This is a genomic window from Actibacterium sp. MT2.3-13A, assembly GCF_018139985.1.
Classification (GTDB): domain Bacteria; phylum Pseudomonadota; class Alphaproteobacteria; order Rhodobacterales; family Rhodobacteraceae; genus JAGSOU01.
In genome coordinates this window covers 123,017-148,820 of sequence record NZ_JAGSOU010000007.1, presented here as the reverse complement: position 1 = coordinate 148,820, position 25,804 = coordinate 123,017, and the positions used below count along the sequence as shown (strand labels likewise).

The 25,804-nt window shown below is 65.3% G+C and carries 27 protein-coding genes; 11 read left to right on the top strand and 16 right to left on the bottom strand.

What is annotated here, in order from left to right; translation table 11 throughout:
• Positions 1–27 precede the first annotated feature (27 nt).
• The 4 genes from KCI33_RS08585 to KCI33_RS08570 are packed head-to-tail and all read left to right on the top strand — an operon-like array spanning position 28 to position 3,735.
• A complete protein-coding gene (locus KCI33_RS08585; RefSeq protein WP_212524369.1) occupies positions 28–1,026 on the top strand; it encodes a 2Fe-2S iron-sulfur cluster-binding protein in 999 nt (332 codons plus the stop codon).
• Between the two features lie 26 nt (positions 1,027–1,052).
• Positions 1,053–2,036 carry an ABC transporter substrate-binding protein gene (locus KCI33_RS08580; protein ID WP_212524368.1) on the top strand — a complete coding sequence of 328 codons (984 nt, stop codon included), beginning with the start codon at positions 1,053–1,055 and terminating at the stop codon, positions 2,034–2,036.
• A 15-nt stretch (positions 2,037–2,051) separates the two neighbouring features.
• Positions 2,052–2,870: a 3-methyl-2-oxobutanoate hydroxymethyltransferase gene (locus KCI33_RS08575; protein ID WP_212524367.1), complete on the top strand. Its 819-nt coding sequence runs from the start codon at positions 2,052–2,054 to the stop codon at positions 2,868–2,870.
• 10 nt (positions 2,871–2,880) lie between these two features.
• Positions 2,881–3,735, top strand: coding sequence for an alpha/beta hydrolase (locus KCI33_RS08570; protein ID WP_212524366.1), 855 nt, complete (start codon positions 2,881–2,883; stop codon positions 3,733–3,735).
• 73 nt (positions 3,736–3,808) lie between these two features.
• Here KCI33_RS08570 and KCI33_RS08565 read toward each other — a convergent pair whose 3' ends face one another.
• Positions 3,809–4,753, bottom strand: coding sequence for a hypothetical protein (locus tag KCI33_RS08565; RefSeq protein WP_212524365.1), 945 nt, complete (start codon positions 4,751–4,753; stop codon positions 3,809–3,811).
• Positions 4,754–4,779: 26 nt separating this feature from the next.
• Positions 4,780–5,070: a hypothetical protein gene (locus tag KCI33_RS08560; RefSeq protein ID WP_212524364.1), complete on the bottom strand. Its 291-nt coding sequence runs from the start codon at positions 5,068–5,070 to the stop codon at positions 4,780–4,782.
• A gap of 226 nt (positions 5,071–5,296) precedes the next feature.
• Here KCI33_RS08560 and KCI33_RS08555 point away from each other — a divergent pair, with 226 nt between their 5' ends.
• The 5 genes from KCI33_RS08555 to KCI33_RS08535 all read left to right on the top strand — a co-directional run bounded on the left by KCI33_RS08555 (position 5,297) and on the right by KCI33_RS08535 (position 9,501).
• The gene (locus KCI33_RS08555; RefSeq protein ID WP_212524363.1) at positions 5,297–6,334 is read left to right on the top strand and encodes an alcohol dehydrogenase catalytic domain-containing protein; all 1,038 of its coding nucleotides are present in this window, start codon (positions 5,297–5,299) and stop codon (positions 6,332–6,334) included.
• A gap of 37 nt (positions 6,335–6,371) precedes the next feature.
• Positions 6,372–7,358 (top strand): GTP-binding protein, encoded by a 987-nt coding sequence (locus tag KCI33_RS08550; protein WP_212524362.1) that lies wholly within the window; start codon positions 6,372–6,374, stop codon positions 7,356–7,358.
• Between the two features lie 11 nt (positions 7,359–7,369).
• On the top strand, positions 7,370–8,065 hold the full coding sequence (locus KCI33_RS08545; RefSeq protein WP_212524361.1) for a 4-carboxy-4-hydroxy-2-oxoadipate aldolase/oxaloacetate decarboxylase: 696 nt from the start codon (positions 7,370–7,372) through the stop codon (positions 8,063–8,065).
• 24 nt (positions 8,066–8,089) lie between these two features.
• Positions 8,090–9,112 (top strand): amidohydrolase family protein, encoded by a 1,023-nt coding sequence (locus KCI33_RS08540; RefSeq protein ID WP_212524360.1) that lies wholly within the window; start codon positions 8,090–8,092, stop codon positions 9,110–9,112.
• Positions 9,113–9,273: 161 nt separating this feature from the next.
• Positions 9,274–9,501, top strand: a complete 228-nt coding sequence (locus tag KCI33_RS08535; RefSeq protein WP_212524359.1) for a hypothetical protein — start codon at positions 9,274–9,276, stop codon at positions 9,499–9,501.
• A 7-nt stretch (positions 9,502–9,508) separates the two neighbouring features.
• Here the strand turns inward: KCI33_RS08535 and KCI33_RS08530 are convergent, their stop codons facing one another.
• The 4 genes from KCI33_RS08530 to KCI33_RS08515 are packed head-to-tail and all read right to left on the bottom strand — an operon-like array spanning position 9,509 to position 12,726.
• Positions 9,509–10,456, bottom strand: a complete 948-nt coding sequence (locus KCI33_RS08530; RefSeq protein ID WP_212524358.1) for a LysR family transcriptional regulator — start codon at positions 10,454–10,456, stop codon at positions 9,509–9,511.
• Between the two features lie 57 nt (positions 10,457–10,513).
• Positions 10,514–11,485 carry an EamA family transporter gene (locus KCI33_RS08525; protein WP_212524357.1) on the bottom strand — a complete coding sequence of 324 codons (972 nt, stop codon included), beginning with the start codon at positions 11,483–11,485 and terminating at the stop codon, positions 10,514–10,516.
• Positions 11,486–11,527: 42 nt separating this feature from the next.
• A complete protein-coding gene (locus KCI33_RS08520) occupies positions 11,528–12,130 on the bottom strand; it encodes a cupin domain-containing protein (protein WP_212524356.1) in 603 nt (200 codons plus the stop codon).
• Between the two features lie 2 nt (positions 12,131–12,132).
• Positions 12,133–12,726: a cupin domain-containing protein gene (locus KCI33_RS08515; protein WP_212524355.1), complete on the bottom strand. Its 594-nt coding sequence runs from the start codon at positions 12,724–12,726 to the stop codon at positions 12,133–12,135.
• 253 nt (positions 12,727–12,979) lie between these two features.
• Between KCI33_RS08515 and KCI33_RS08510 the strand changes: the two genes are divergently transcribed.
• Positions 12,980–13,300 (top strand): non-heme iron oxygenase ferredoxin subunit, encoded by a 321-nt coding sequence (locus KCI33_RS08510; protein ID WP_212524354.1) that lies wholly within the window; start codon positions 12,980–12,982, stop codon positions 13,298–13,300.
• Between the two features lie 58 nt (positions 13,301–13,358).
• Here KCI33_RS08510 and KCI33_RS08505 read toward each other — a convergent pair whose 3' ends face one another.
• From KCI33_RS08505 to KCI33_RS08465, 9 genes are all read right to left on the bottom strand, one after another.
• Complete coding sequence (locus KCI33_RS08505; RefSeq protein ID WP_212524353.1) at positions 13,359–14,873, bottom strand: tripartite tricarboxylate transporter permease; 1,515 nt, start codon at positions 14,871–14,873, stop codon at positions 13,359–13,361.
• 67 nt (positions 14,874–14,940) lie between these two features.
• On the bottom strand, positions 14,941–15,894 hold the full coding sequence (locus KCI33_RS08500; protein WP_212524352.1) for a tripartite tricarboxylate transporter substrate binding protein: 954 nt from the start codon (positions 15,892–15,894) through the stop codon (positions 14,941–14,943).
• A 35-nt stretch (positions 15,895–15,929) separates the two neighbouring features.
• On the bottom strand, positions 15,930–16,451 hold the full coding sequence (locus tag KCI33_RS08495; RefSeq protein WP_212524351.1) for a tripartite tricarboxylate transporter TctB family protein: 522 nt from the start codon (positions 16,449–16,451) through the stop codon (positions 15,930–15,932).
• Positions 16,432–17,961 carry an ethanolamine ammonia-lyase reactivating factor EutA gene (locus tag KCI33_RS08490; protein ID WP_212524350.1) on the bottom strand — a complete coding sequence of 510 codons (1,530 nt, stop codon included), beginning with the start codon at positions 17,959–17,961 and terminating at the stop codon, positions 16,432–16,434. Before KCI33_RS08490 ends, KCI33_RS08495 begins: the two co-directional genes overlap by 20 nt.
• A gap of 3 nt (positions 17,962–17,964) precedes the next feature.
• Positions 17,965–19,176 carry a cupin domain-containing protein gene (locus KCI33_RS08485; RefSeq protein WP_212524349.1) on the bottom strand — a complete coding sequence of 404 codons (1,212 nt, stop codon included), beginning with the start codon at positions 19,174–19,176 and terminating at the stop codon, positions 17,965–17,967.
• Positions 19,177–19,228: 52 nt separating this feature from the next.
• The gene (locus tag KCI33_RS08480; RefSeq protein WP_212524348.1) at positions 19,229–19,789 is read right to left on the bottom strand and encodes a hypothetical protein; all 561 of its coding nucleotides are present in this window, start codon (positions 19,787–19,789) and stop codon (positions 19,229–19,231) included.
• Positions 19,786–21,291, bottom strand: a complete 1,506-nt coding sequence (locus KCI33_RS08475; RefSeq protein ID WP_212524347.1) for a tripartite tricarboxylate transporter permease — start codon at positions 21,289–21,291, stop codon at positions 19,786–19,788. The genes KCI33_RS08480 and KCI33_RS08475 overlap by 4 nt, the downstream gene beginning before the upstream one ends.
• Positions 21,292–21,376: 85 nt before the next feature.
• Positions 21,377–22,405, bottom strand: coding sequence for a substrate-binding domain-containing protein (locus KCI33_RS08470; RefSeq protein ID WP_212524346.1), 1,029 nt, complete (start codon positions 22,403–22,405; stop codon positions 21,377–21,379).
• A 256-nt stretch (positions 22,406–22,661) separates the two neighbouring features.
• Entirely contained in the window at positions 22,662–23,531 is an 870-nt protein-coding gene (locus KCI33_RS08465) for a DMT family transporter (RefSeq protein WP_212524345.1), read from the bottom strand.
• A gap of 233 nt (positions 23,532–23,764) precedes the next feature.
• On the opposite strand from KCI33_RS08465, the gene KCI33_RS08460 reads away from it, so the two are divergent.
• On the top strand, positions 23,765–24,823 hold the full coding sequence (locus KCI33_RS08460) for an AbrB family transcriptional regulator (protein ID WP_212524344.1): 1,059 nt from the start codon (positions 23,765–23,767) through the stop codon (positions 24,821–24,823).
• On the opposite strand, the gene KCI33_RS08455 is transcribed toward KCI33_RS08460, so the two are convergent.
• Positions 24,820–25,707 carry a LysR substrate-binding domain-containing protein gene (locus KCI33_RS08455; RefSeq protein WP_212524343.1) on the bottom strand — a complete coding sequence of 296 codons (888 nt, stop codon included), beginning with the start codon at positions 25,705–25,707 and terminating at the stop codon, positions 24,820–24,822. The genes KCI33_RS08460 and KCI33_RS08455 overlap by 4 nt on opposite strands.
• Positions 25,708–25,804: the final 97 nt, after the last annotated feature.

Genomic DNA, 25,804 nt, shown 5'->3' with positions numbered 1-25,804 from the left:
ACGTGACGGGGAGGAAGCATCCGGACCATGGCGAACATCAACACGAACAAGGAGGGGGTTGCCTTTGACTGCGACGACGAAGACACGATCCTCCGCGCCGCGCTCCGCGCAGGCATCGGGATGCCCTACTCCTGCAATGTCGGCTCCTGCGGCAACTGCCGTGTCGAGCTGATCGACGGCGCGGTCGAACACCTTCGGGCGGACGCCCCCGCCTGGTCGGAGCGCGACCTCAAGCGGAACCGCTGGCTGGGCTGCCAGGCGAAGCCGAAAGGCGACTGCACGATCAAGTTCCGCGCCGATGACAGCTACATCCCGCGCGTCCGCCCGATCCGGCAGGGCGCCCGGCTGGTCGGCGTGACCCCGATCACCCGCGACATCAGCGAGTTTGCCTTTCGCCTGGACTCGGCGACCGATTTCGACCCCGGCCAATATGCCCTGCTGAGCGTTCCCGGCGTCGAGGGCGCGCGCGCCTATTCGATGTGCAACCTCCCGGGCGAGGATCTCTGGCGCTTCCAGATCCGGCGGGTCCCGGAAGGGGCCGCGACCGGCGCCCTGTTCGGGCAGCTGGAGACCGGCGCCGAAATCCGGATCGACGGTCCCTACGGCACGGCCCAGCTGCGGACAGATACGCCGCGCGACATCCTGCTGCTGGCCGGCGGATCGGGGCTGTCGCCCATGGTCTCCATCGCCCGCGGCGCCCGGGCCGCCGGCCTGCTGGGGGATCGCAGGATCCACTTCTACTACGGCTGCCGCTCCGCCGATGACGCCATCGCCCCGGATTTCGTCGAGAACGAGCTGGGCTTCGTCGACAGTTTCGTGACCGCGATCTCCGATCCCGCCGGCTTCGACGGCTGGACGGGGCCGAAGGGCTTTCTGCACGACGTGGTCCTCGCCGATCTCGGCGGGGCACTGAAGGAGCACGAGATCTACTTCGCCGGTCCGCCGGTGATGGCGGCCGCGATCCAGAAGACGGCGCATGAGAATGGCGTGCCGATGGATCAGATCCATTTCGACGAATTCTACTGATCGCAGGCGCATCACGGGAGGCGACATTGACTCTAGATCTGACTCTGGGCTGCTGGGATTACGACCGCGTCCAGCCCCTTCTGAATGGGCAAGTGCGCCCTGACGGCATCAACCTCAACTTCCTCAACATGGTGGTCGAGGAAACCTTTTTCCGCATGCTGCGGCACCGCGAGTTCGACGTCTCGGAGATGTCGCTCTCGTCCTACACGGTCTCGCTGAGCAAGCCGGAGCGCCCCTTCGTGGCAATCCCGGTGTTCCCCAGCCGGTTCTTCCGCCATTCCTCGATCTATGTGAACGCGGACGCGGGCATCGAGACGCCGCGCGACCTGATCGGCAAACGCATCGGCACGCCCGAATTCCAGATGACCGCCCCGGTCTGGATCCGCGGCATCCTGTCCGAACACTACCAGGTTCCGGTGGACGGCGTGACCTATTTCACGGGCGGCGAGGAGGAGCCGAACCGCGACGAAAAGCTCAAGCTGAACCTGCCGCCGAACATCCGCGTCGAACGGATCGGCACGGAGCAGACGCTTGCCCAGATGCTGGCCAGCGGCGAGATCGATGCGCTGCACACCGCGCGCAAGCCCTCCACCTATGACGGCCTGAAGGTGAAGCGGCTGTTCCCCGACTTCCGCTCGGTCGAAAAGCAGTATTACCGCGACACCGGCATCTTCCCGATCATGCATGTCATCGCGATCCGCCGCGACGTCTACGAGGCAAACCGCTGGACCGCCATGAACCTGTTCAAGGCGTTTCGCGAGGCGCAGGCGCTTTGCTATCAGGGCCTCAGCGAGACGGCAGCGCTCAAGGGGATGCTGCCCTGGCTGAACGCCGAGGTCGAGGAGGCAACGGCCCTGATGGGGCCGGACTTCTGGCCCTACGGGCTGGAGAGGAACCGCAAGACGCTGGAGACCTTCCTGCGCTACCACCACGAGCAGGGCCTTTCGCCACGCCGCCTCGAGGTCGAAGAGCTGTTCGCCCCCGAAACCCTCGAAGAATTCGTCATCTGAGAAAGATCCGAGCCCATGAGCAAGAAAACCATCCCCGCCCTTCAGCAGATGAAGCGCGACGGGAACAAGATCTTCGGCGTCGTGGTGTGGGATTACCACATGGCGCAGATCGTCGATCGGATCGGCGCCGATATCGTCTCGGTCGGCGATACGGTCGGCCACAATCTGTGGGGCCAGCCCAACCCGCTGGCAATCACGATGGATCAAATGATCACCGTGACCCAGGCGGTGCGCCGCGGCGTCAAGAACGCGCTTCTGAGTGCGGATTTCCCCTATGGCCCGCTGCAGGAGGGCGCCGACAGCGCCGTCCGCGCCGCCATCCGCTTCGTCAAGGAGGCTGGCGTCGACATGATCAAGCTCGACGGCGCGGCGGATTTCCCGGAGGCGACCGAGGCGCTGGTCAAGGCCGGCATCCCGGTCTGGGCGCAGTTCGGCGTGACGCCGCAGACGGCGCTGGCCTACGGGATGGAATACGGCTCGATGAACACCGCGGCCGCCCATGTCCCCGAAGGCATGACCGAGCGCCTCATCCAGGAGGCCAGGATGCTGCAGGACGCCGGCGCCTCGCTGCTCGACTTCACCAATTCCGGGCCGGTGGTCGGCCCCGCGGTGGTTGCGGAAATGGACATTCCCGTGATCGGCGGTTTCGGCGGTGGCCCCTGGCTGGATGGGCGGGTGCGCATGGCGAATGCCGCCATCGGCTATTCGGCCAAGGCGCTCGATTCCGATGCCGAGAACTACGCCAACGTCGCCAAGATCATTCACAAGGCCCTGACCGAGCTGGGCGAGGATGTTCGCGCCGGGCGGCAGATCAAGGGCACCCCGAAGAGCTGAGGAAACAGAAATGGCATTCGCACGCATTGACGGCATCAACACCCGCTACGAGGTCATCGGCGAAGGACCGCCGCTGCTGATGTATTCGCCCGGCGGCTTCGACGCGCGGATCGAGAAATGGACCGACCTCGGCGTCTACGCCCGGATAAGGCTGCTCGATCACCTGCCGAAGAAATACACCTGCATCCTGTTCGACCGGCGCGAAAACGGCCAGTCGGGCGGCCGGGTCGAGGCGATCACCTGGGACCACTATGTGCGCCAGGGCGCGGGGCTGCTGGACCATCTCGGCGTTGACAAGGCACATCTGATGGGCGGCTGCATGGGCTGCTGCCCGCTGTCCGCCTTTGCCGCGTCCCGGCCCGGGCGGGTGCTGAGCATGGTGCATTACTGGCCGGTCGGCGGCGCCAATTACCGCATCAGCGGGCACCAGCGCTTTGCCCGCCACCTGGCCTATGCCGAGGAGAACGGCCTGCAGGGCGTGGTGGACCTGGCGCTCAGCCACGACAAGAACTTCAGCGCCGATCCCCGGCCCGGCCCTTGGGCGCAGCCGATCCGCAACGACCCGGCCTTTGCCGAGGCGTTCGCCAAGCAGGACCTCGCCAACTACCTGCTGACCGTAACGGCGATGTATCGCGGGCTGCTCGACCGCGACACCTCGCCGGGGGCGGAGCCGGAGCTGCTGATGCAGCTCGACATTCCGACGCTGATCGTGCCCGGCGCCGACGGCTTCCACGCCACATCGGCCGCGCGCTACACGCAGGAATGCCTGAAGGGCTCGGAATACTGGGACGTGCCGACGTCGGAGCAGACCGAAGAGAACGCCCCGGCCAGGGTGATCGCGTTTCTCGACAGCGTCGGCACCTGAGTCCGGGCCGCCACGAGAACAAAAGGCCGATCACTTGGATCGGCCTTTCCTTTTGCGCCATCGCCAGAGGCGATCAGCCGACCAGTTCGCGCGTCTCCTCTGCGAAAAGCGACGGGATATCCACGCGCGACCTGACGATGCCCTGCGTGACCGCGTGGTCCATCAGCATCTCCAGCACCCTCTGGTTCGGCGCGATGCCATAGGGCAGCGGATCGTCCATCACCTCCAGCGCCGCCATGTGCACCCTGTCGACGGCCGTTGGATTGGAAATCCGCCCGGCCTTGAGGTCGTCGACATAGAGCTTCTTCGATTCTGTGAAGGCGTCGAAGATCTGCCGCGCAAGGCCGGGATTGGCCTCCAGCACATCATCGCGCACCACCATCAGATGGTTGATGGGGTAAAGGCCGCGCGTCTTCATCGCGCGCACCGCCGCCCCGAACGGGTTCTCGATGAAGGGCCGGACGTCGGGGTGATCGACGGTCGCGCCGACCGCCGCGGCCAGACGGCCGGCGGCCAGCTCCTCGCCCATGTCCAGCCCGGCGCCCAGCGGCTCGACATTCTGCGGCGGGCGATAGGCCTCGACATGCTCGTCGCCCGACAGCGCCCAGGTGACCCGCGAAAGATCAACGCCATGCTCATCCTGCAGGATCGAGCGGGCCCAGACGCCGGTGGTCACGGTGTAGCCGCGGTTCACGCCGACGCGCCGCCCGTGGAAATCCTTGCCCGTCCTGATCGGCCCCTTGCCGTTGCACAGGATCGCGCCGTGATGGAAATCGCGCACAAGGAAGATCGGAAGAGCGGTGAATTTCACGCCGTTGTCGCGCGCGCAGATATAGGTGGTCAGGGCCATTTCGCTGATATCGTAGGCCAGTTCGCGCACCATCTTGCGGAACCCCTGCACCAGAACCGGGATCTCTTCGAAGTCCAGGTCGAAATCGACCGGCCGCACCCGGCCCTCCTTCAGGGCGCGGTTGTTGCCCTGCGTGCGCGTCACCGTCTTGAAGCTGAGCCTGGTCATGTGTCCTCCTTCGCGACCTGAAGCCTTCAACAGCATTCCCCGTCTCCGTCATCCAGAAAGGCCGCCAGAAGCCACCCAACCGGAAGGTCCCCGGGGCAGACATCCGCCGCCGGCTTGAAAATTCTGATCCGGTAACGCGCCTCTCCCCTCCAGAACACGATGACCGTCTGCTCGGGGGGGAAGCCGGCCGTCCTGGGAACATCCTGGGAAACCAGAACGATGTCCCGCTCCCCGAGACCGTAGGCCGACCGCAGCCAGCCTTCGATGTCGTCGAAGGCCGACAGCATCTGATCCGTGATCGAAATCCGGCGGAACACGTCATCCTCCCGGGCCAGGACGCATTTCGGGAATGTCGCCATTGATACCACCCAATGCCCTCCCCCGAAAAGCCTTATATTCCGTATAGCGGAACTTTGTTCTTGTTTATTCCAAAGCCCTTTGCTACCCAAAATCAAACACCGAGATGGAGGAACAATCGTGTCGGAAAAAGTTCTTGCCGCAGTGCGGACCGGCCCGCAAAAGACCGAGCTCCAGGAGTTTGACATGCCGGACATCCCCGACGATGCGGCCCTTCTGAAAGTCGAAGTGGCGGGCATCTGCGGCACCGATGTCAAATTCTACTCCAAGCCGCCGATCGACGACCCGGTGATCATGGGGCACGAGAACATCGGCTACATCGCCAAGGCCGGTAAGACCTTCCAGAAGCGGCGCGGGTTGAAAGAGGGCGACCTCGTCTTCGCCGAGCATTACGTCGGCTGCATGAACTGCGAGCACTGCCATCGGGGCGATTACCGCCTGTGCTACGCGACCGACTGGCGCAAGAACCCCGAGGGGCTGCGCTTCGGCTACACCTCGGCGAAACGCGCGCCCCATCTCTTCGGCGGCTTCGCGCAATACATGTTCCTGCCGTGGAACTCCGTCCTCCACAAGGTGCCCGCCGGGCTGTCGCCCGAACTGGCCGGCGTCGTGACGCCGATGGCGAACGGCATCCAGTGGGCGCTGTTCGACTGTGGCGTGGGCTACAACTCCACCGTGCTGGTGCAGGGCCCGGGCCAGCAGGGCCTGAGCCAGGTCGTCGCCTGCAAACAGGCCGGCGCCTCGCTGATCATCGTCACCGGCACCTCCAAGGACGCCAAGCGCCTGGACGTGGCCAGGAAACTCGGCGCCGATTACGTCATCGACGTCGAGAAGGAAGACCCGATCGAGCGCATCCGCGAGATCACGTCGGGCGAAGGCGTGGACGTGGCGCTGGACTGCACCGCGGGCGCCGGCACGATCCCGGTCCTGCTGGGGATCGAGGCGCTCAAGCGCAAGGGCGGCACCCTGCTGATCCAGGGCGAGGTGGGCGATTTCCCCAACTTCCCGCTGGCCAAGATCGCGAACAAATACATCACCGTCAAAGCGGCGCGCGGCCACAACTTCCAGAGCTGCGAGCTTGCCCTGCAACAGCTGAATTCGGACCGCTTCCCGCTGGACCTGATCACCACCCACCGCTTCGGCCTGCAGGACACCGACAAGGCCATCAGGGCCGTGGGCGGCAGCGGCGATGTCATCCATGTGTCGCTGATGCCCTGGCAGTAGAATGGCGGCCCGGGAACATCGGGATACCAGGATTCCGGTGACCGTCGTCACCGGCTTCCTCGGGGCGGGCAAGACGACGCTCCTGAACCGGATCCTGGGCGCCGGACACGGCCGGAGCTATGCCGTCATCGTCAACGAATACGGCGATATCGGCCTGGACGGGGCGCTCATACGCGGCACCGAGGAAGAGCTGATCGAGCTGAGCAGCGGCTGCGTGTGCTGCGTGCTGCGCGGCGATCTGATCCGAACGGTCCGCGCGCTGCTCAAGGCGAAACAGGTGCTGGACGGGATCTTTGTCGAGACCACGGGGCTGGCCCATCCCGGGCCGATCCTCCAGACCTTCCTGGTAGACCCGCTGATCGCCGCCCGCTGCCGGCTGAACAGCGTCGTCGCCCTCGCGGACGCCCACAGCGTGCTTGAACGGCTCGACGACAGCGCCGAGGCGGCGGACCAGATCGCCTCGGCCAACCTCGTGATTCTCAACAAGGTCTCGGACGCGCCCGCGGACAGAACCCGCCGCGCCGAGGCCGAGATCGCCCGCCTCAACCCATTTGCTGAGGTGCTGAAGACCGACCGCGCCGCCATCGCGCCCGAGCGCATCCTGCAACAGCGCGCGTTCGCGCCCGAACGCATCGCCGCCCTGCTGGACGCGGCCCCCGAGCGGCAGGAAACGCACGGCCACGATGGCCACGCCCATCACGATCACCACGGTCGGGCCGGCGCCGGCATTTCCAGCGTCTCCTGCCTGGCCGAAAGCCCGCTCGACCGGGCGCGGATCGAAAGCTGGCTTGAGGATCTGCTGGCCAGCAAGGGTGCCGACATCCTGCGGATCAAGGGCATCCTCGCCATCGAGGGGCATACGGACCCCTTCGTCCTGCACGGCGTCAACATGACCCTCGAGGGCGCCTTCACGCCCATCCCCCGAACCGGGCCGCCAAACCAGAGCAGGCTGGTCTTCATCGGGCGCGACCTGGACGCCCCCACCCTGAAATCCGAGTTTGCCGCCTGCGCGGCGCAGTCATAACGGAGAATGCAATGGGAACCGTTGTTACCAACATCAAGCGCGCCGACCGCGCGGCCGCAGACGCCCTTGCGCGCTACGGCGTGGCCACCGTGCACGAGGCCCAGGGCCGCGCCGGCCTGATGGCGCCGCGGATGCGCCCGATCTATCGCGGCGCCCGGATCAGCGGCACCGCCGTGACCGCAACGGTCACCCCCGGCGACAACTGGATGATCCATGTCGCCGCCGAGCAGTGCCAGGAGGGCGACATCCTGGTCGTCGCGCCGACTTCGACCTCGGAATCGGGCTTTTTCGGCGACCTTCTGGGCACGCTTCTGCAAGCCCGCGGCGTGCGCGGCCTGATCATCGACGGCGGCTGTCGCGACGTGGCCGACCTGGAGGCGATGGGCTTTCCGGTGTGGTCGCGCTGCATTTCGGCCCACGGGACGGTGAAGGAGACCATCGGCGACGTGAACCTGCCGATCTCCTGCGGCGAGCAGCTGGTGAACCCCGGCGACGTGATCGTCGCCGACGACGACGGCGTGGTCGTCGTGCCCCGCCTGGCCGCGGCCGACGTCGCGCGGAAATCCCAGCAGCGCGAACAGCGCGAGGCCGGCATCCGCGCGCGCTATGCGGCGGGCGAGCTGGGGCTGGACATGAACAACATGCGCCCCCGGCTCGCGGAAAAGGGCCTGCGCTACGTCGATCAGGCCGATCTCGACCTGGGCTAACCAACAGACGGACGGAGAAACACAATGATCATCGATTGCCACGGTCACTACACCACCGCGCCGGCGCAACTGCAGGACTACCGCGACGCGCAGATCGCGCATTTCGAAAACCCCAGCGCCCCGCCGCCCCGACTGGCCGACATCAGCGACGACCAGATCCGCGAAACCATCGAAACCAACCAGCTGCGCGCCCTGAAAGAGCGCGGCGCGGACATGACCGTGTTTTCGCCCAAGGCCTCGGCCATGGCGCATCACATCGGGGACGAACAGGTCTCCAGGACCTGGACGCGCATCAACAACGACCTGATCCACCGCGTCGTGTCGCTGTTCCCGGAGCATTTCATCGGCGTGTGCCAGCTGCCGCAATCGGTGGGCGTGCCCATCCGGAACGCGATCGAAGAGCTTGAGCGCTGCGTGGTCGAACTCGGATTCGTCGGCTGCAACCTCAACCCCGACCCGTCGGGCGGCCATTGGTCCGGCCCGCCGCTGACCGACAAGAGCTGGTATCCCTTCTTTGAAAAACTGGTCGAGCTGGAAGTCCCGGCGATGATCCATGTCTCGGGCTCGTGCAATTCCAACTTCCACGCCACCGGGGCGCATTACATCAACGCTGACACCACGGCCTTCATGCAGTTCCTGCAGGGCGACCTGTTCACCGACTTCCCCGACCTGAAGCTGGTGATCCCCCACGGCGGCGGCGCCGTGCCCTACCACTGGGGCCGGTATCGCGGTTTGGCCGACATGCTCAACAAGCCGCCGCTGACCGAGCACATTATGAGGAACGTGTTCTTCGACACCTGCGTCTACCACCAGCCCGGCATCGACCTGCTGTTCGAGGTGATCGACATCGACAACATCCTCTTCGCCTCCGAAATGTTCGGCGCGGTCAAGGGCGTCGATCCCGAGACGGGGCATAATTTCGACGACACCAAGCGCTATATCGACGCCCTGAATCTGAGCGCCGAAGACCGCCACAAGGTCTTTGAGGGCAACGTGCGCCGGGCCTACCCGCGACTGAATCGCGCACTTGAATCGCGCGGAAAATAGGCCGCGTTACATATCAACAGGTTATGAGAATCCGGGGGCTCTGCAATACACGAAGACCCGTTATGCACAGGCCCCCGGCAGCTTGATTCAGACCCGTCTTTTCGCCATCTGTACCGCAACGCAGCAAACCATGCTGCATCGCAGAACGAAAGGACGCCATCATGGCCACCGCCGTCGAATATGGGTCGCCGCAACTGCTGGAAATCATCCGCGATGTGGCGCCCAGGAACTTCTCCCGTGACTTTTTCGGCCTTCTGACCGGGTTCCGCGCTTTCCGTATCTACTCGTTCCTGACGGAGATGAGCGACGCCCAACTCGCCAGCCTCGGGCTCGATCGCACGAACATCGCCCGCGCGGCGTTCGACCTGGCCGCCTCGGACAAGGCCTGAGCCCACCTTAGAGAAGCAGACGGGTCATCGGCCCGTCGGCTTCGTGCATCCGCCGCGCGATGGTGTGGATGAAGTCGCGGAAATGCGGGGTCTCGACGAGATACTCGCTTTCCTTCGAATAGAGGAACAGCAAGGTCCGCACCACGGGCGGCGCCACGATCGGGCGGGCGATCAGGGTCCCCTTCTGGATTTCGCCCGCGGCCGCCCCGTAGGGCATCACGGTCAGCGCCGCGCCCTTCTGGACCAGGTTCTTCACCGCCCGGATCGACTGCACCTCATAGGCCACGTTCAGCCGCTTGCCGATGCGCGCGGCCATCGCCTCAAGAGTGCGGCACACCGAATCCCAGCGCCCCGTCGTCGCCAGATCCCTGTCGAGCATCTCGGAGAACGGGATCGGGTCGGTGTTCACCCCCTCCCCAGGGCTGTTGAGGCAATAGAGTTCCTCCTCCAGCAGCGGCCATCGCGAATATTTCGGGTCGGGATCGAAGGCGTAGGACAGGGCGCAGTGCAGTTCACCCTGCTCCAGAAGCTGCATCTGGACGAAGCTCAGCTCCTCGACGACCTTCAGCGACACCTCGGGGACGGCGTCCTGCAACTCCATCACGATATCATCGCCGACGACCCGCATCAGGCTGGGCGTGACGCCCATCTTGACGACGGTCCGGTCGCTGCGACCCAGGCTGCGGACCGCGCGCTTGGCCTCGTCGATATGCGCCAGGATGTTGACGGCATATTGATGCATGAGCTCGCCGCTCGGCGTCGCCCGGATACCGCGGGAATGGCGCTCGATCAGGGTGACGCCCAGCTCTTCCTCAAGATTGCGGACCTGTATGCCCAGCGCCGTCTGGGCCACATGCAGTTCTTCGGCGGCAGCCGAGATGGAGCCCGACTCGATGATCTGCCTCAGATACTTGAGCTGCTTGATATTGATTTTGAACCTCCCCCGTTCGGCCATGAGAATGGGTAATTTGCACCGTTCTGACAACAGTCATTCGCGGCCGGCCAACAGGCTCTAGTAAAGCTTGCGCGACAAAACGCGGATTGCATCGGGGCCGAACCCCAGCAGATCGAGCAGCGCGCGCGTATCCGCCGTCAGCGCGATCGCCCCCAGGACCGACATCAGGATCGCGGCGATCACGCCGCGGTCCAGCACCTCGTGCTGCCGGTTCAACATGGCGTTGAAGATGATGCGGAACACGACGGACAGCCTCTGGATCGGGACGACCACCGACACCGGCGCCAGCGCCAGCGCCATGTAGCGAAAGAACTGCGACAGCGCCACGAAGGCGGCAGAGGCCGCGAACCAGCCCACCGATCCGCGGTCGAGCGACCGCATGTAGCGCCGGCCGCCGCTGAACGCGATCAGAACCGCGACCACCACCGCCGCCGCGACATAGGACACCAGGACCCCGCCCACGCTGTCGGCCAGGCTGCGCGTCTGCCCCAGCCCCAGCACGATCATCAGCGGGCTCGCGCCATAGCCCAGCGCGCAGATGAACCCCCAGAACAGACCGGGCCCGTATTCGGGGACGAAGCCCTCGGGAAGGCCCTTGGCCGAGTTCCGGCGCCGCATCACCACCGCCGGCCCCAGCAGGATGATCAGGATGCCCAGCCCGTTGACGAGATTGACGCTTTCGCCCAGGAATGCCGAGGCCAGCGCCAGCGAAACAAGAATGCTGAGCTGCTGGATCGGCGTCGACAGGGTGGCGCCAAGCGCCTGCGTCGCGCGGTAATTTCCGAACCGGCCCAGCACGAAATGCACGATTCCCGCGCCGACCATCCAGCCCCAGGCCGCAAGGGGCCATTTCGCCATGGCCGCGTAGCTGCCGAACAGGGCGGCGAACACCATGAACAGCGGGATGCCCGCCGGCACGGTGATCGCCATGCCGTGAAGCGCCGTGGATTTCAGAACACCCCGCCGGACGGTCGCGTTGTTCAGGCCGAAGAAGCCGGCCGAGGCAAAGGCAAGGATTGCGCCCAGCATGGATGTTCCGATCATGCGGTTTCGGTTATGGGCCCGGCCACCTCAGCCCTGGCGGATCAGGAACCTGCGGATCTCGGTCGCGCAGAGGGTCACGTCGGGATCGTATTCCGGCGCATCCTCGATCTGCTCCAGGTCGTTGAGGCCGCATTGCTTGAAGATCCGGTTGATCGACGAGATCAGCCGCAAGGGCCGGTCGGGATCGGCGTTGAAATGCTGGTGGATCGTGTTGGGCGGCACATAGATGATATCGCCAGCCTCGTAGTCGAAGCGCTGGATCTCATCCTGCGGCTTCCAGTGGTAGCCGTCGGTGATCTCCACGTCGCAATCCTGGTGCAGATCGTAGCCGCGCCCCTCGAGCACATAGATGCATTCCTCGGCGAGGTGGCGGTGCTTGCCCGAGCGCGACCCCGGCGGGATGATCTGCATGTAGGCATCGACCGTCTCCATCCGGGTATTCATGTCCTCGTTGATGAGGTGCTTGAGCAGGCCCTGGCGCGACATCTCCCACGGCATCTCCTCGGGGTGGACGACCTTCTTTCGCTGGGCGTTGCGCGCGGGCGCGGCCTCGGCGTCGTCCAGCAGCTTCTGGTAGAGGTTCCGGGTCTCGTCGCCGGCGATCCAGGTCTTGGCTTCATCCCAGGCCATGCTCAGTACCCCCCGTGCGGATGGTTGAAGTCGTCCTCTTCCTCGCGGACCACGAATTCCTCGCCCCCCGGCGCGGGCTCGGTCTGCCGCGGCTCGACGGTCTTCTGGAACAGCATGTTCATGAAGACGAACATCGGCTTGGTCTTGAGAACGAGGGCGCGAGCGGGCCTGGTGTCGGAGGCGTTGAAATGCTGGTGCACGCAGTTGTTGTGCACAATCGCCACGTCGCCGGCCTTCCAGTCGTAGCGGATGCCATCGTGGATCTCGTACCCCTCGCCGTCGAGGATGTAGAACGCCGCCTCGTTGACATGGCCGTGCTTCTGCGACTTGCCGCCGGGGCCGTATTCCTCGAGGTGGATGTGGAACAGCTGGCTGATGCCGTCCTTGGGCTCGACATAATGGCGCGAATAGGCCTGCGGGCCGTCCACGAACTTGATATCGCGCGCCTTTCTGACCCGAGGCATCGCGCGAAGGCGCTTCAGCTCTTCGGTCAGATTGTATTCGCCTTGAACGGCACGCACGAAGATGCGGTCCTTCTGGCTGTGGTAATAGCCCGCCGGCTGCGCCTCTTCGGCGCTGTCGTGGTCGTCACACATATCGCTCCTCCTGGTTCGGAACCCTTGGCGCACCGCGGGATTTCACGTTCCTATATCGCATACCAGAACAGAGTGCCATTTCCCCAGATCACCCGGTCGCTTCGACAGGGTCATAATTCCAAGGGTTTATATTCTATCCCTGCAAATATTTGAAACATTATGGATGGAGAATCCACCAGATATTTGCGGATGCTTTCTTGCATACGGAATACGGTTCCGATAATTTCCGGCAAACACGGAACCGGAGGGCTCAATGGATTTGAACGTCAAGACACTCACCCTTTGCGCGAAAGGCGACGTCGCGGAGGGCACTGCCATCAAGGTCGAGGCCGGGGACCTCGAACTCGCGGTCTACCATGTCGAGGGCGAATTCTACGTCACCGACGACGTCTGCACCCACGGCCCGGGCTCGCTGTCCGAAGGCTATCTGGACGGGCATGAGATCGAATGCGACTTCCACAACGGCCGCTTCGACATCCGGGACGGCAAGGTGACGGCTCCTCCCTGCATCATGGAGCTGAAGACCTACAGGGTGATACCGGATGACACGATGGTCGTAATCGACCCCTCCTGATTTCCGGACGATACGCCATCGAGACGCTGCCGGCCCCGGGCCGGCAGCTTTTCTCGTTTCAGGCCCGACTGCCCCTGCGCAGGCGGAGCTTGCGCATGATCGGCAGGAAGAAGGTGAACACGGTCGCGCCCAACAGCACCACCGCAACCGGCCGCCCCATCATGAAGTCCAGGGCATGCCCGTCCGAAATCAGCTGCACCTGGTGGAACGAACGTTCCGCCGTGTCGCCGAGCACCAGCGCGATCACCAGCGTCAGGCGGGGATAGTCGAAGCGGATCATCAGGTATCCCAGCACGCCCATGATGATCGTCAGCAGAACGTCGGCCATCCGCCCGTCCAAAACATAGACGCCAGTCAGCGACAGCGCGATCACCACGGGAACGACGATCCCCGCGTCGATCCGGGTGATCAGGACCAGCCAGCGCGACAGCGCGAGGCCGATCAGCGAGGCGCCAATGGCTGCCGCGGTGAGGGCGACGATCAGGCCGTAGATCTCGCGTTCGTTATACAGCAGGATCGCCGGGCCGGGGTCGATCCCGTGCAGCACGAGGATCCCCAGGAACAGCGCGGTTTCCGCGCTGCCCGGGATACCGAAGGCGACGGTGGGGATCAACGAGCCGCCGTCCTTGGCGTTGTTGGCCGATTCCGGTGCGATGACGCCGCGGATGTTGCCCTTGCCGAAGCTTTCGGGGTCGCGGTCCGTCTGCGCGGTGGAACTGTAAGCGAGAAACGAGGCGACGGTGCCGCCCAGCCCCGGAATCGCACCGATGATCGTCCCGATGATCGACCCGCGTAGCAGAACATCCCAGTGGCGGAAGACCGACAGCACGCCCTCCCCGACGCCCGAGATCTGCATCTGCTTCTTGCTCGCCTGCGTGGCGGCGCCGGCGACCGAGCCGCCCTTCAGCGCGAGCTCGATCATCTGGCTGATCGCGAACATGCCGGTCAGGGTCGGCACCAGCGGGATGCCGTCCCACAGGTAGTCGATGCCGCCGGTGAAGCGCAAATCGCCGCTGATGGCGTCCGAGCCCACGAAGGCGAAGAGCAGCCCGACGCAGCCGGCGATCAGGCCGCGCAGCAGCTTGCCGCGCACCGACACCGCGATGGCCGTCAGGCCCAGAATCGTGAGCAGGAAGAACTCGGCCGGCCCGAAGCTCAGAACGATCTGCTTTGCGATCGGGATGAACAGGATCAGGGTGATCAGCCCGATCAGCCCGCCCAGGGACGACGCCGCCGCCGCCGCACCGATCGCCAGGCCCGCGCGCCCCTGGCGCGCCAGCGGATAGCCGTCGAAGGTCGTCGCCGCGTTGGGCGCCGTGCCGGGCGTGTTCAGCAGGATCGCGGTGATCGAGCCGCCGAAGGACGTCGCCCCCATCACGCCGCCGGCCAGATACATCGCCTCGATCGGCTCCAGCGAATAGGTGACGGGGATTAGCAGGGCGAGGGCGGTCGTCCCCCCCAGCCCGGGGATCACCCCGAAGAGCAGGCCCAACACCACGCCCCCCAGAAGATAGAGCGATCCGGCCGACCCCAGAACCTGCAGAAGAGCATCCAGTAGCGCGTCAAAGCCCATCAAGCTTCCCCTCGTCATTCGAAGCGGCCCCACCCGCAATGAACGGGCGGGACCGGTGTTGGCCGCGTCACTGCGCAAGCAGATCCTTGTAGCCGGTGTAGAACTGCGACAGCTCGTCCATCATCGCCGTGGTTTCGGCCGGGCTCATGTAACGCAGCGTCGTGCTGGTGCCTGCGGCCCACTCGCGCACGCTGTCCGCCTTCAGCGTGGCCTCGAAGCCCGCGGCCAGCTTTTCGACGATCTCGGCAGGCATGTTCGGCGGCGCGCCGACGACGCGGCTGATGCCGAATTTGGCCAGTTCCGGGTAGCCCAGTTCGGTGGTGGTCGGCACGCCCTCGACGAGGGTCACGTCGGAGATCGTGACGATGAACCGCAGATCGCCCGACTTGGTGTATTTGCTCAGCGACGAGACCGGCTTGAGCGTCGCATCGACCTCGCCGCGCATCACGGCGATCATCGTGTCGTTCGACCCGCCATAGCCGGTGATGTTCGAGATCGGGCAGCCGATCATGTCGAAGGCCAGGACCGAGGTGATCGACGAGGTCGAATCCTTGCCGGTATCCGACAGCTTGATCGGGCGGCCCAGGTCGCACAGATCCTTGAGCGACTGTATCGGGGAATCCGCCTTGACCGCGATGGCGTATTTTTCCTCGGCGATGTTGGCGATCCAGGTGATCTCACCCAGGTTGAAGCCGATGTCGCGGCCGAGGGCCTCGGACACGGTCAGGCCGGGGATGTTGAAAATCCCGATCGTGTAGCCGTCCGGGTCCGCGCGATAGACCGCCTGGCCGCCGCGCGTGCCGGAGGCCCCGGGCAGGTTCTCGGGCACCACGGTGGCGCCCATGGCCTCTTCGAGGGCCGGCGACAGGGTGCGGACAATGGTGTCAAAGCCGCCTCCCGCGCTGTAAGGCACGATGAAGGTGATGTCGTCATCCAGCGGATAGCCCTTGTCCGCGGCGATGGCCGGGCCACACAGCAATGTGGCTGCGGCCAGCACCCCCCCGAGATATTTCGTTTTCATTGTTTCTTCCCTCCCTGTTTGAGTAATTGCGCGGCCTACCATTGGGACAGGCCACCTTTTGAGAACAGCAGCCCGCGATAGAGCTCGTAATCGAGGACCAGTTCAAAAACGACGAATTGGAAGATCAGCACGATCGACGCCACGAGCACGGCCTCGAACACCGGCCGGCGGGCCTGAAGCAGAACGTAGCTCAGGCAGAACAGCGGCAGCGCGATCAGGATCCCGATCAGGGCGATGGCGGCGAAGGCCGCGAGCACCCAGCCCAGCACCACCAGCTCCTTTCCAAGCGGCGGGCGATAGCGCATCTCGCGGTGTTCGAACCCGCTGCCCATGAAACTGTTGAGTTGCCGGTGTCCCGGCAGGGACGAACGCCCGTAGAGATCGAGCAGCGCCAGCACCGTCAGCGTCCCCGCGACGAGCCGCGGCATGCGGCGCGCGCTTTCGCTGTAGTCATGCGACAGCGCCAGGATGGCGATGGCGAAGACCAGCAACACCAGCGGCGCGATGAAGGAGCGCACCGACCAGGGGATTTCGTTCTCAAGTTCCTCGTCGGACACATGCGTCTCCTTTTTCGGGCAGGGCGTTTTCTGAGGGGAAGACCAGCGACTTGACCACGACCGGCACGGAGCCGGTGGCGTGCAGCACCTCGCCGATATCGACGAAATCGAAATCCGCCAGGTCCAGGCCATCGACCGAAACCACCGCGTTCGCGCAGAGATCGTTCTCGCGGCAATGCATGCCCAGCAGGCCGCCGACATCGCTGTCGCACAACATCACCAGCGGGTGACCGGCGTGCAAGATGTCCTCGAGCCCCGCGATGATGCCGCGGCTCAGCGCGTCGAGGCGCGCATAGGTCGCCGATCCCTGCCAGTCGATGCTGACGGCCAGCGACTGCGCGTCGCCCAGCAGGTCGAAGGTCCGGCGGATGTCCCGGACCGAAGCCGCGACCGCGGCTGGATCTATCTCTTCGCCCGAGATGTCGAAGCGGGGGCGGATATTGACCACGTTGCGAAGGGGCAGCTTTTCGAGGGGGTCGATGAAGACCGTGCTGCCGCTCATCTGCACGGTCTGCTGCGACGCGCCGAGAACGGTCGCGCGGATGCCCTCGGCCCCCGGCAGGACTGGCAGGCCCGAAAGCGTGATGCGCTCCATGATCGCCGCGGCGAGATCGGGGCCGAGATCGCCGAAATCCGCGCTGGTGCGCCGGTGCAGGAATTCCGAAACGCCGCCCGAGATGACGAATCCGGTGTGATCGAAACGGGTCCTGCCCTCGGTCAGGCGCAGGAATTCCGGTGGGCACCTGCCCGCGACGGCATCGAAGATGCGGTCGGCCATGGCCGCCGCCAGCGCCCGTTTCGCATCGGCCGAAAGCGGGGCGCCGAGGGCCAGCGGAAGGCCAAGATCGCGCGCATACCGCGCCCCGTAATCCTCCAGCCGTTCCACCTGCCCCGCAGCATCTGTGACCACGAGGCGCGCGCCGGCCTCAACCACCGACATACCCTCGACCCGGCCGTTGCGGCACAGCGACAGCTTGGTGGTGCCTCCGCCGATGTCGATGTTCAGCGTGCAGCGCCCCGTTTCCGAGGCCCGCAACGCCCCCGATCCATGCGCCGCGAGCAGGCTTTCCAGCCGGTCTCCGGCGGAGACAGCCACGAACTTGCCCGCGTCCCGGGCGAACATTTCGGCGATCGCGCGGGCATTGCGGCGGCGCACCGCGACCCCGGTCAGGATCAGGGCGCCGGTGTCGATCTGCTCGCGCGCGACGCCGCTCTCCTCGAAGATCCCGTCGAAGATCCGCCGCAGCGCCGCGGTGCTGATATCCTCGCCCGACACATAGGGCGTCAGGTGGATCGGGGACTGGTAGAGGACCTCGCGCTCCGAGACCACATAACGGGTGTCGAGCCGCTCCAGCTCGATCCGGGACAGGACCAGATGCGTCGTCGCGGAGCCGATATCCACCCCCGCCGAAATCAGCGAGATCGTATCCTCCTCGACGAGGCTGCGTTCAGCCCCGGAGAAGAAGATGCGTCCGCCGGTTTCGTCCGGGGAGAGATCGCGTGCGGCCATGGCTCAGGCCAGCCCTTCGGGCTTTTCATACCGGCTGGGCTCCATCCGCGAGGTGCCGCCATTGGCCGCGATCGCCGCCTCGAATTCCTCCCGCAGGAACGGGTCCTCCATCCAGTAGGGAATGGCGGTGCCGCCCTCGGTGATGTCCATCGCGGTATAGTCGATCTGCTGGTCGCCCGGCCGGGTGCCGGTCACCAGGCTGGGGTGGTTCGGCCCGAACCACGCGGACAGGCGGAACGGCTCGGCCGAGGTGTTGAAATGCTGGTGATACCAGCGCGCGCCGCCCGGCGCCGCGCTGACCATGCCGAACTGGCCGTAGTCGATGCGCTGTACCTGATCGCCGTTGCCGTCCTTCCAGGGGTTGACGCCCAGTTCCTCCGGCCAGGTATAGGTGTATCCCTTGCCCCTGAGGCCGATCAGAACCGCGGCCGAGGTATGGGCATGCGCCTTGGAATAGCGGCCGGTTTCGTGCTGGCCGAGCCACAGGTAGAACTTGTTGCCGGTCATGAAGGGCTCGACGCGCCGGTAGCCCGGTGAGCGGCGGTTGTCGAGCGGCAGCTCGCAATTCACCACGTCGGGCACAAGGTTGGTCTTTCGCATGGCCAGTCCGCGGATCGGATCGGGCTCGATATCCTCGACCGGCTTGTAGAAATCCGACGCCCTGGAGAAGCGGTCGCCGAACTGGTAGGGCGCGTTGAAGATGAAATCGGTGTTGCCGATCAGGTTCATCAGGTTCGGCGCCGTGGTTCCGGCAATCAGCAGCGCCGGCTTGTTGGTCGCGTTGACGATCCGGTGATAGGCGTTGACCGGAATGGAAAAGAGCGAGCCCTTCTGCCATTCGAAACTGTGCTTGTAGCCGCCCTCCTCGGCCCAGACCTCGGTGGTGCCGCGGCCCTCGGCGACGAGGAATATCTCCTCGTAAATGTGCTTTTCGGGATTCAGCGCGCCACCCGCCGGCACCTCGACCACATAGCAGCCCCATTTGCCCTCGGTGCCGTGCAGCTGGATGTAGTGGCCGCGGCCGCCCATGCGGGGCCAGTCTTCGAGATCCAGATCCTTGACGCTGCTCAGGCCGAGCCCGCGGAACACCGGGATGCCGTCTTCCTCCATGAACCGGTCATAGTCGGAGAGCGGCTGGCCGAACTTCCCGAAACCGGCGCGGTCGCCGGTGGTGGGTTCGTGCCAGTGCACCTTGCCTGAGATGTCGTCGTGCATATGGATCGTCCTCTTGTTTCTGGATGGAACGGCGCGGGGCCCTCCGCCGCGCTCAGAAGTCGCGGTAGCCCTGCAGGTAGCGGATGATCAGCCCCCGATAGAGCTCGATGTCGAAGCCCACCTCGAACAGGGCGAAGATCACAACCGTGGTGATTGCCGCGACCAGCAGGCTGAGCTTCAGCCGTTCGCGCGCCAGCGCCCGCACCAGCACGAAGATGAAGGCGAAGATCGCGGCGTAATGGCCGATGACCAGGACCGCGCCCAGCAGCAGGACGCTGCACAACATGATCACAAGGATCTTGTTGAAATATGGGTTGTTGCCGCTCCAGACCCGGGCGATGCGCCCGCCCACGGCGCCCCACATCCCCGAGCGCGCCATGCGCGCGGCCTGGAAGGCGATCAGGCCCATCAGCGGCACCATGATCACGAAGGGGGTGCGCGACGAGACCAGATCGTAGGTCAGCGCCTCGAAAAAAGCGGCGATCACGACCACGGCTAGGACCGCCAGGAACACGACCTCCAGCGCGAAACGGTCCCGCTCCTGGCCCTGTTCGAAGGCGGCGGCCGTCCGGTCGTCGGTCTCGATGTCGGGGGTCTTCAGGGTGTCGCTCATTTCACGGCCCTCCGGCGGTCGCGCGCGATGATGTAGATGTTGTAGCCGAGGAACAGCAGCGTCAGGATCGACAGGCCCAGCGGGATCGGCTGAAGGAAGAACAGCGGGCCGTCCAGCAGCAGCGCGAGATACAGGTTCTTCTCCACCGCGAAGCCCAGCACGAAGCCGATCAGCAGCGCCGCCCGCGAATAGTTCAGCACCTTCATCAGGTAGCCCAGCACGCCGAACACCAGCGCGACGCCGATGTCGAACAGCGACCGCTCGGAGGCATAGGCGCCGGTCACGATGATCACCATCAGCACCGGCACCATCAGCGTGGCGCGGATCGAGGTGGCGCGCGACAGCGGGTTCACCATGAACATGCCGATCAGGGTGCCGACGAGATTGCCGATGATGATGGTGAAGATCATGATGAAGACGATATCGACATGGTTGTTCAGCATCGTCGGCCCGGTTTCGAGCCCGAGGATGAACAGCCCGCTCAGCAGGATCGCCATCGACGAGCTGCCGGGGATGCCGAAGGCCAGGGTCGAGGCCAGCGCGCCCCCCTCCACCGCGTCATTCGCGGCCTCGGCGCCGATCACGCCCTCGATGTTGCCCTTGCCGAACAGCTCCTTGTTCTTCGAGGTCTGCTTGGCATGGCCATAGGCGACAAAGGCGGCCGGCGCGCTGCCGAGGCCGGGAATCAGCCCCATCACCGTGCCGATGGTCGAACATCGGATGACCAGCCAGCTGTGCTTGAACGCGGCCAGGATGCCGGAGAAGATCTGGCGCTGCGTGTCGCGCGCCGACAGCGGGTTCTCCATCTTCTTGGCCAGGGCGCCGCCCTGCGCCCAGAGCTCGAACATCTCGGCCACGGCGAAGAGGCCCAGGATCACCGGCACCATGGCGAGACCATCCTCAAGGGTCAGCGACCCCATGGTGAAGCGCGCGGTGTTGGTCACGTTGTCCAGACCGATCATCGCCAGAAGCATCCCCATCAGGGCCGCGATCAGGCTGCGCGTCATGTCCTCCTTGCCGAGGACGGCGACGAAGGTCAGCGCAAGGAAGGCGAGAACGAATATCTCGGGCGGACCGAAGAACAGCACCACGTCGCGCAGCACCGGCAGCAACGCGGCCAGCGCGATCGCGCCGAAGGTCGCGCCGAGGAAGCACGACGCCATCGCCGCGCCGACCGCCAGCCCGACCTCGCCGCGGTCGCGCATCGGCGGCCCATCCAGCAATGTCGCGGCGTTCTGCCCGGTTCCTGGCGTCGAGAACAGGATGGCGGTCAGGCCGCCGCCCTGCGCCACCGTCGAATGCGCCCCGAGCAGAAAGGCGATGCCTGCACCAGGCTCCATCGAGTAGAGAAAAGTGACGGCCATGGCCATGGCGAAATGGCCGCTCAGGCCGGGGATGACACCGATGATCAGGCCGAACACCGCCCCCACGACCAGGTATGGCAAGACGTCTAGGCTTATGGCCTGCAGGAAACCGCTGCTCAGGCCCTCAATTATTGTCATTTTCCAAACTCTCGGAAATTGGTGACAGACGCAAACAGGCGCCCGGGCCGGGATCGCAGCCCGGGCGCCTGCCCGAATGCTGGTGTCAGAGCTCGCCCCGGATCGCGGCGATCATCAGCTTTTCGACCTCGGGCGACATCTGCGTGGCCTGGGCCGCCACGGTCGCCATGGTGGCGCCGTCGGCAAAGGACAGTTCGCGCTCGGCGCTGTTCGCCTTGGCCAGGAAGTCGGGGTCATTCATCGACTTCTGGAACGCATCACGCAGGAAGGCGACGCGGTCCTCCGGGATCCCCGGAGGGGCGGCCACGGGGCGGCCGACGGCGTTCAGCGCGTCCCAGGCGGTCATGATCTCGGCGGCCAGTTCCTTGTTCTCCGCCTTTTCGATGTAGTCGAACAGGCTCGGCACATTGCCGACACCGGGGATCTCGCCGCGGCCGCTTTGCAGGATGATGCGGTGGTCGCCGTTCGCGGCCCCGCTCAGCGCGCTACCCAGCGAGCCCCACATGCCGTGGATATCCCCGCGCAGAAGCGCCTGACGCACGTCGCTGGAGCTGTTGAAGCCGTGCACGACCTTCTGCTTCAGCTTGAACACGTCCCCGATGATCACGGCGTCCACATAGGTCGAACCGCCAAGGCCGGTGGCGCCCAGCACGATCGGAGAGTCGCTGGACATGATGTCCTCGAGGCTGCCAAAGCCGTTGTTCGGCGAGGTCACCAGAACACGGACATCCGCGGCGACGCGTCCGAGGAAGTTGTAGTCGGCGACCTTGTAGCGCGCGCCCTTGATCTCGGCGAGCTGGTTGGTCACCATGGCAGACCCGTTGATGATGCCGACGGTCAGGCCGTCGTCGGGCGCGTTGAAAATCTCGTTCGCCCCCTTCATCCCGCCCGCGCCGGGCACGTTCACGATCTCGATGCGCGCGCCGGTGTATTTCTCCATGTAGGGCGCGAGCAGACGGCTGTACTCGTCATAGCCGCCGCCGGGCTTGTAGGGCACGATCCACTTGATCGCCTTGCCAGCGTAAAACTGCTGCGCGTCCTGCGCCATCGCGGGAAGGCCGGTCAGCCCCATCGCCGCGACGGCTGCCAGCCCCTTCAGAAATTGTCGCCTCATGTTCTTCCTCCCTAACCGAACACTTTTATTATCGCTGATCGCAGACCATCAGCTCGCAGTTCTGCTGTCCTGCCTGCCCGTCGCAACAGGCCTCGCACTTGCCGGACCCACCCTTTTCCCTTGAGTCTTCGATGCAGCAGGATTGAGAAGATTAAAGGATAATATCGCCACGCCGTCAATGAGACGTCGGTCCATATAGGGGAACATTTTTTAGCACCTTGCTAGATATTTTTTCGCTGACAGGGCCCTCAGCTAGCTATCCGATAGCGACGAAAATCACGCCCACCATCGCGAAACCCGCCGCCACCAGCACCCGCAGCGACGGGATGGGCTCGGACCGGAAGACGACTGAGGACAGGAACATCGCGATGAAGATCTCCACGGAGCCGATCATCGCGACGGTTGAAACCTCGGCCACGGCCAGCGCCGCGAAAAACAGGATCTGCCCCGCGGACATCAGGATCGACGCCGCCACCACCCAGCGGTCGAGAAAGGCGAACATGCCCAGGAAACTCGCCCGGTAGCGCTGGGAAAAACAGGCGATGACCGCGAAGGCCAGAAGCCCGCTGAGCGCCGAGATGAAGGTGCCCAACGCCGGCGAGTCCATCGCGGCAAGCCCGTATTTGCGCGCGACATAGGCAAAGGCGTAGGACAGCGCCGCCGCGACGCCCACCCCGTAGGCCGGGATCGACCGAGCCTCGCGGTCCCCGCTCCGGCTCAGCGCCTCGTGGATCAGCAGCCCGAAGGACAGCGCGATCAGCACGACCCCCGCAAGCTCCCCGCCGGTCAGCGCCTCTCCCAGCAGGAGCGACGCCAGCAGCACCGAAAAGAACGGGTTGAGGCGCTTCACCGCCGACGAGCGCGCCACGCCCAACTGCCGGACCGAACTGAACAGAAGCGTCCGCCCCAGCACCATGGCCGCGACCCCGGCAACCGCGAACCAGAGCACCCCGGCCAGCGGGTCGCCCCCTTCGATCCCGCCCGCGCCCCCAGCCAGCCAGACGCCGGCAGACATCACCAGCGTCACCAGCACCGAGAACACCGTCCCCTTGTCGCCGCCGGAACGGGTCGTCTGCGAGACGCAGAAATTGGCCGCAGCGAACGCAAACGCAGCGCCGAGAGCCATGAATTCGCCTGGGAATGCACCCACCGCCGCCCCCTTACCTACTGCAATGCATGGATAAACGGGGGGCCACGGAGAATGCAATTTTCTTGGAACATTTTTTCGTATGCAGGAACGTTGGACAATACCTCTGGCAGTCGCCCTCCGACATCCGGTATTGCCGCACAGGCATCAGACCCCTCAATCCCGACCGGCGCCAAGGCCCCCGGCGCGGGCGACAGAGAATTGCCAGACACATGATCGGACAGCTCGCAACAGCCTTCACCGCATTGATCGGAGCCTTCGCCGCGCAACAGATCGGCCTGCCGCTGCCGTGGATGCTGGGCCCGCTTCTGTTCACCGCCGCCGCCGCGATTGCCGGGCTCACGGTGATGGGACAGCCGATGGCCATGCCCCGGCATACGCGGCTCGTCTTCGTCCCGATCATCGGCCTGATGATCGGCGCGCGCGTGTCGCCCGATATCCTCGACCAGATGCTGACCTGGTGGCCCAGCCTGCTGGCCATCGGCCCCGTCGCGATGCTGATCCAGCTGGTGAACACCTATGTCCTGCGAAAGGTCGCCGGCTATGACCGCACCACCGCCTATTTCGCGGCCAGCCCCGGCGGGCTGGTGGAGGCCGTGCTGATCGGAGAGTCCTACGGCGGCAACGGCACCAGCATGGCGATGCAGCATTTCGTGCGGGTGACGCTGGCGGTTCTGACGGTGCCGGCCATCCTGTCGCTGGCGCTGGGCAACGCGGTCGGCAGCGCGGCCGGAGTGGTGATGGAAACCGGCGCGCACGCCCTGACACTCGTGGACGTCGCGCTGCTTGCCGCCGCCGCGATTGTCGGCGCCGGCGTTTCGACCCGTCTCCGGCTGCCCGCGGGGATCATGGTGGGCCCGTTCCTGCTCAGCACCTTGCTGCACGCCACCGGCATCACCGCGGCCCAGGTCCCCGGCGAACTGGTCAAGGTCTCGCAGTTGGCGATCGGCGCGGTTCTGGGGTCGCGGTTCAAGGGGCTGACCGGCTCGGCGCTGTTGCGCGGCCTGGCGAGCGGCTTTTTGGCGCTCTGCTCGTCGCTCGGCATCGCGGCGCTTTCCGCGCTGGCCCTCAAACAGCTGTTCGGCATGCATGTCCCGCTGCTGTTCATCTCCTTCGCCCCCGGCGGCCTGGCTGAGATGAGCCTGATCTCCATCTCCCTCGGCGAGGACCCGGTCTTCGTCGCGGTCCACCACATTGCCCGCATCTCCGTGGCGGTCATGATCTCGCCGATCGTCTTCAGGCTGCTGTTCCTTCGGTCGAAGCCGGACTAGGCGCGGGCGATCTCGCGGTCCAGCCAGTCGCGGAAGGCGCGCTCCTTCTCCGATCTGCGGTTGGGCGGGACCGAATAGTAATAGCGCGGGCGCGGCGGCAGATGGGCCTGGTCCAGCAGGAACGGGACGCGCAACTCGCCCGACCGCACCAGCCGGCTGGCGTTGTGGCGGTTGGCCAGGGCCACGCCATAGCCCTGCCGCGCAGCCTCAAGCGCATGGACCGACAGGCTCAGCGTCAGGATCCGCGGCCGGGCGCGCGCTGTGGCGGCGGGCAGGATATCGGACCAGGACACCAGCCGGCGCTCGGTCTCGATCAGGGTGCAGACCGACAGATCGTCCAGCCCCCGGATCGCGAAGCGCGAGATGTAGTCCGGCGCCGCCATCGGCACGATCTCGTCCGACATCAGCGCCTCGGAGCGCAGCCGCGGCGAGGTGTCGATCCGGTATTCGATGGCGCAATCCACGTCCTCCCCGGATTCGGGAAAGGTCATCCGGTCCACCAGCCGCAGTTCGATCTCGGGGTGCTGTTCGAGAAAACCGCTCAGCCGCGGCAGGATCCAGTTGCTGATGAAGCTGGGCGGCGCCGACACGCTGAGCCTCTCGCGCGGCTTGACGCTGGTGGCGCGCAGGCTGGCGCGGGCGATGCTGTCCAGCGCGGGCTCGAGCTGTTGCAGGTATTCGCGCCCGGCATCGGTCAGCACCAGCCGCCGGCCGCTGCGCACGAAAAGCGGCGTCTGGAGATATTCCTCGAGGATCGCGATATGGCGGCTGACCGCGGACTGGCTGACGTTGAGTTCCTGCGCGGCGGCGCGCACCCCGCCGGTGCGGGCCGCGGATTCGAAGGTGCGGACGGAGTTGAGCGGGGGCAGCTTGCGGTGGGACATCCGGAACCGTTCCATATTTTCGAACGGTTTTCCAATTATTTTGAAATTTTCGTCAATCCCCTGACCGCATTATTGTCACCCGCAGCAATAACGGAGG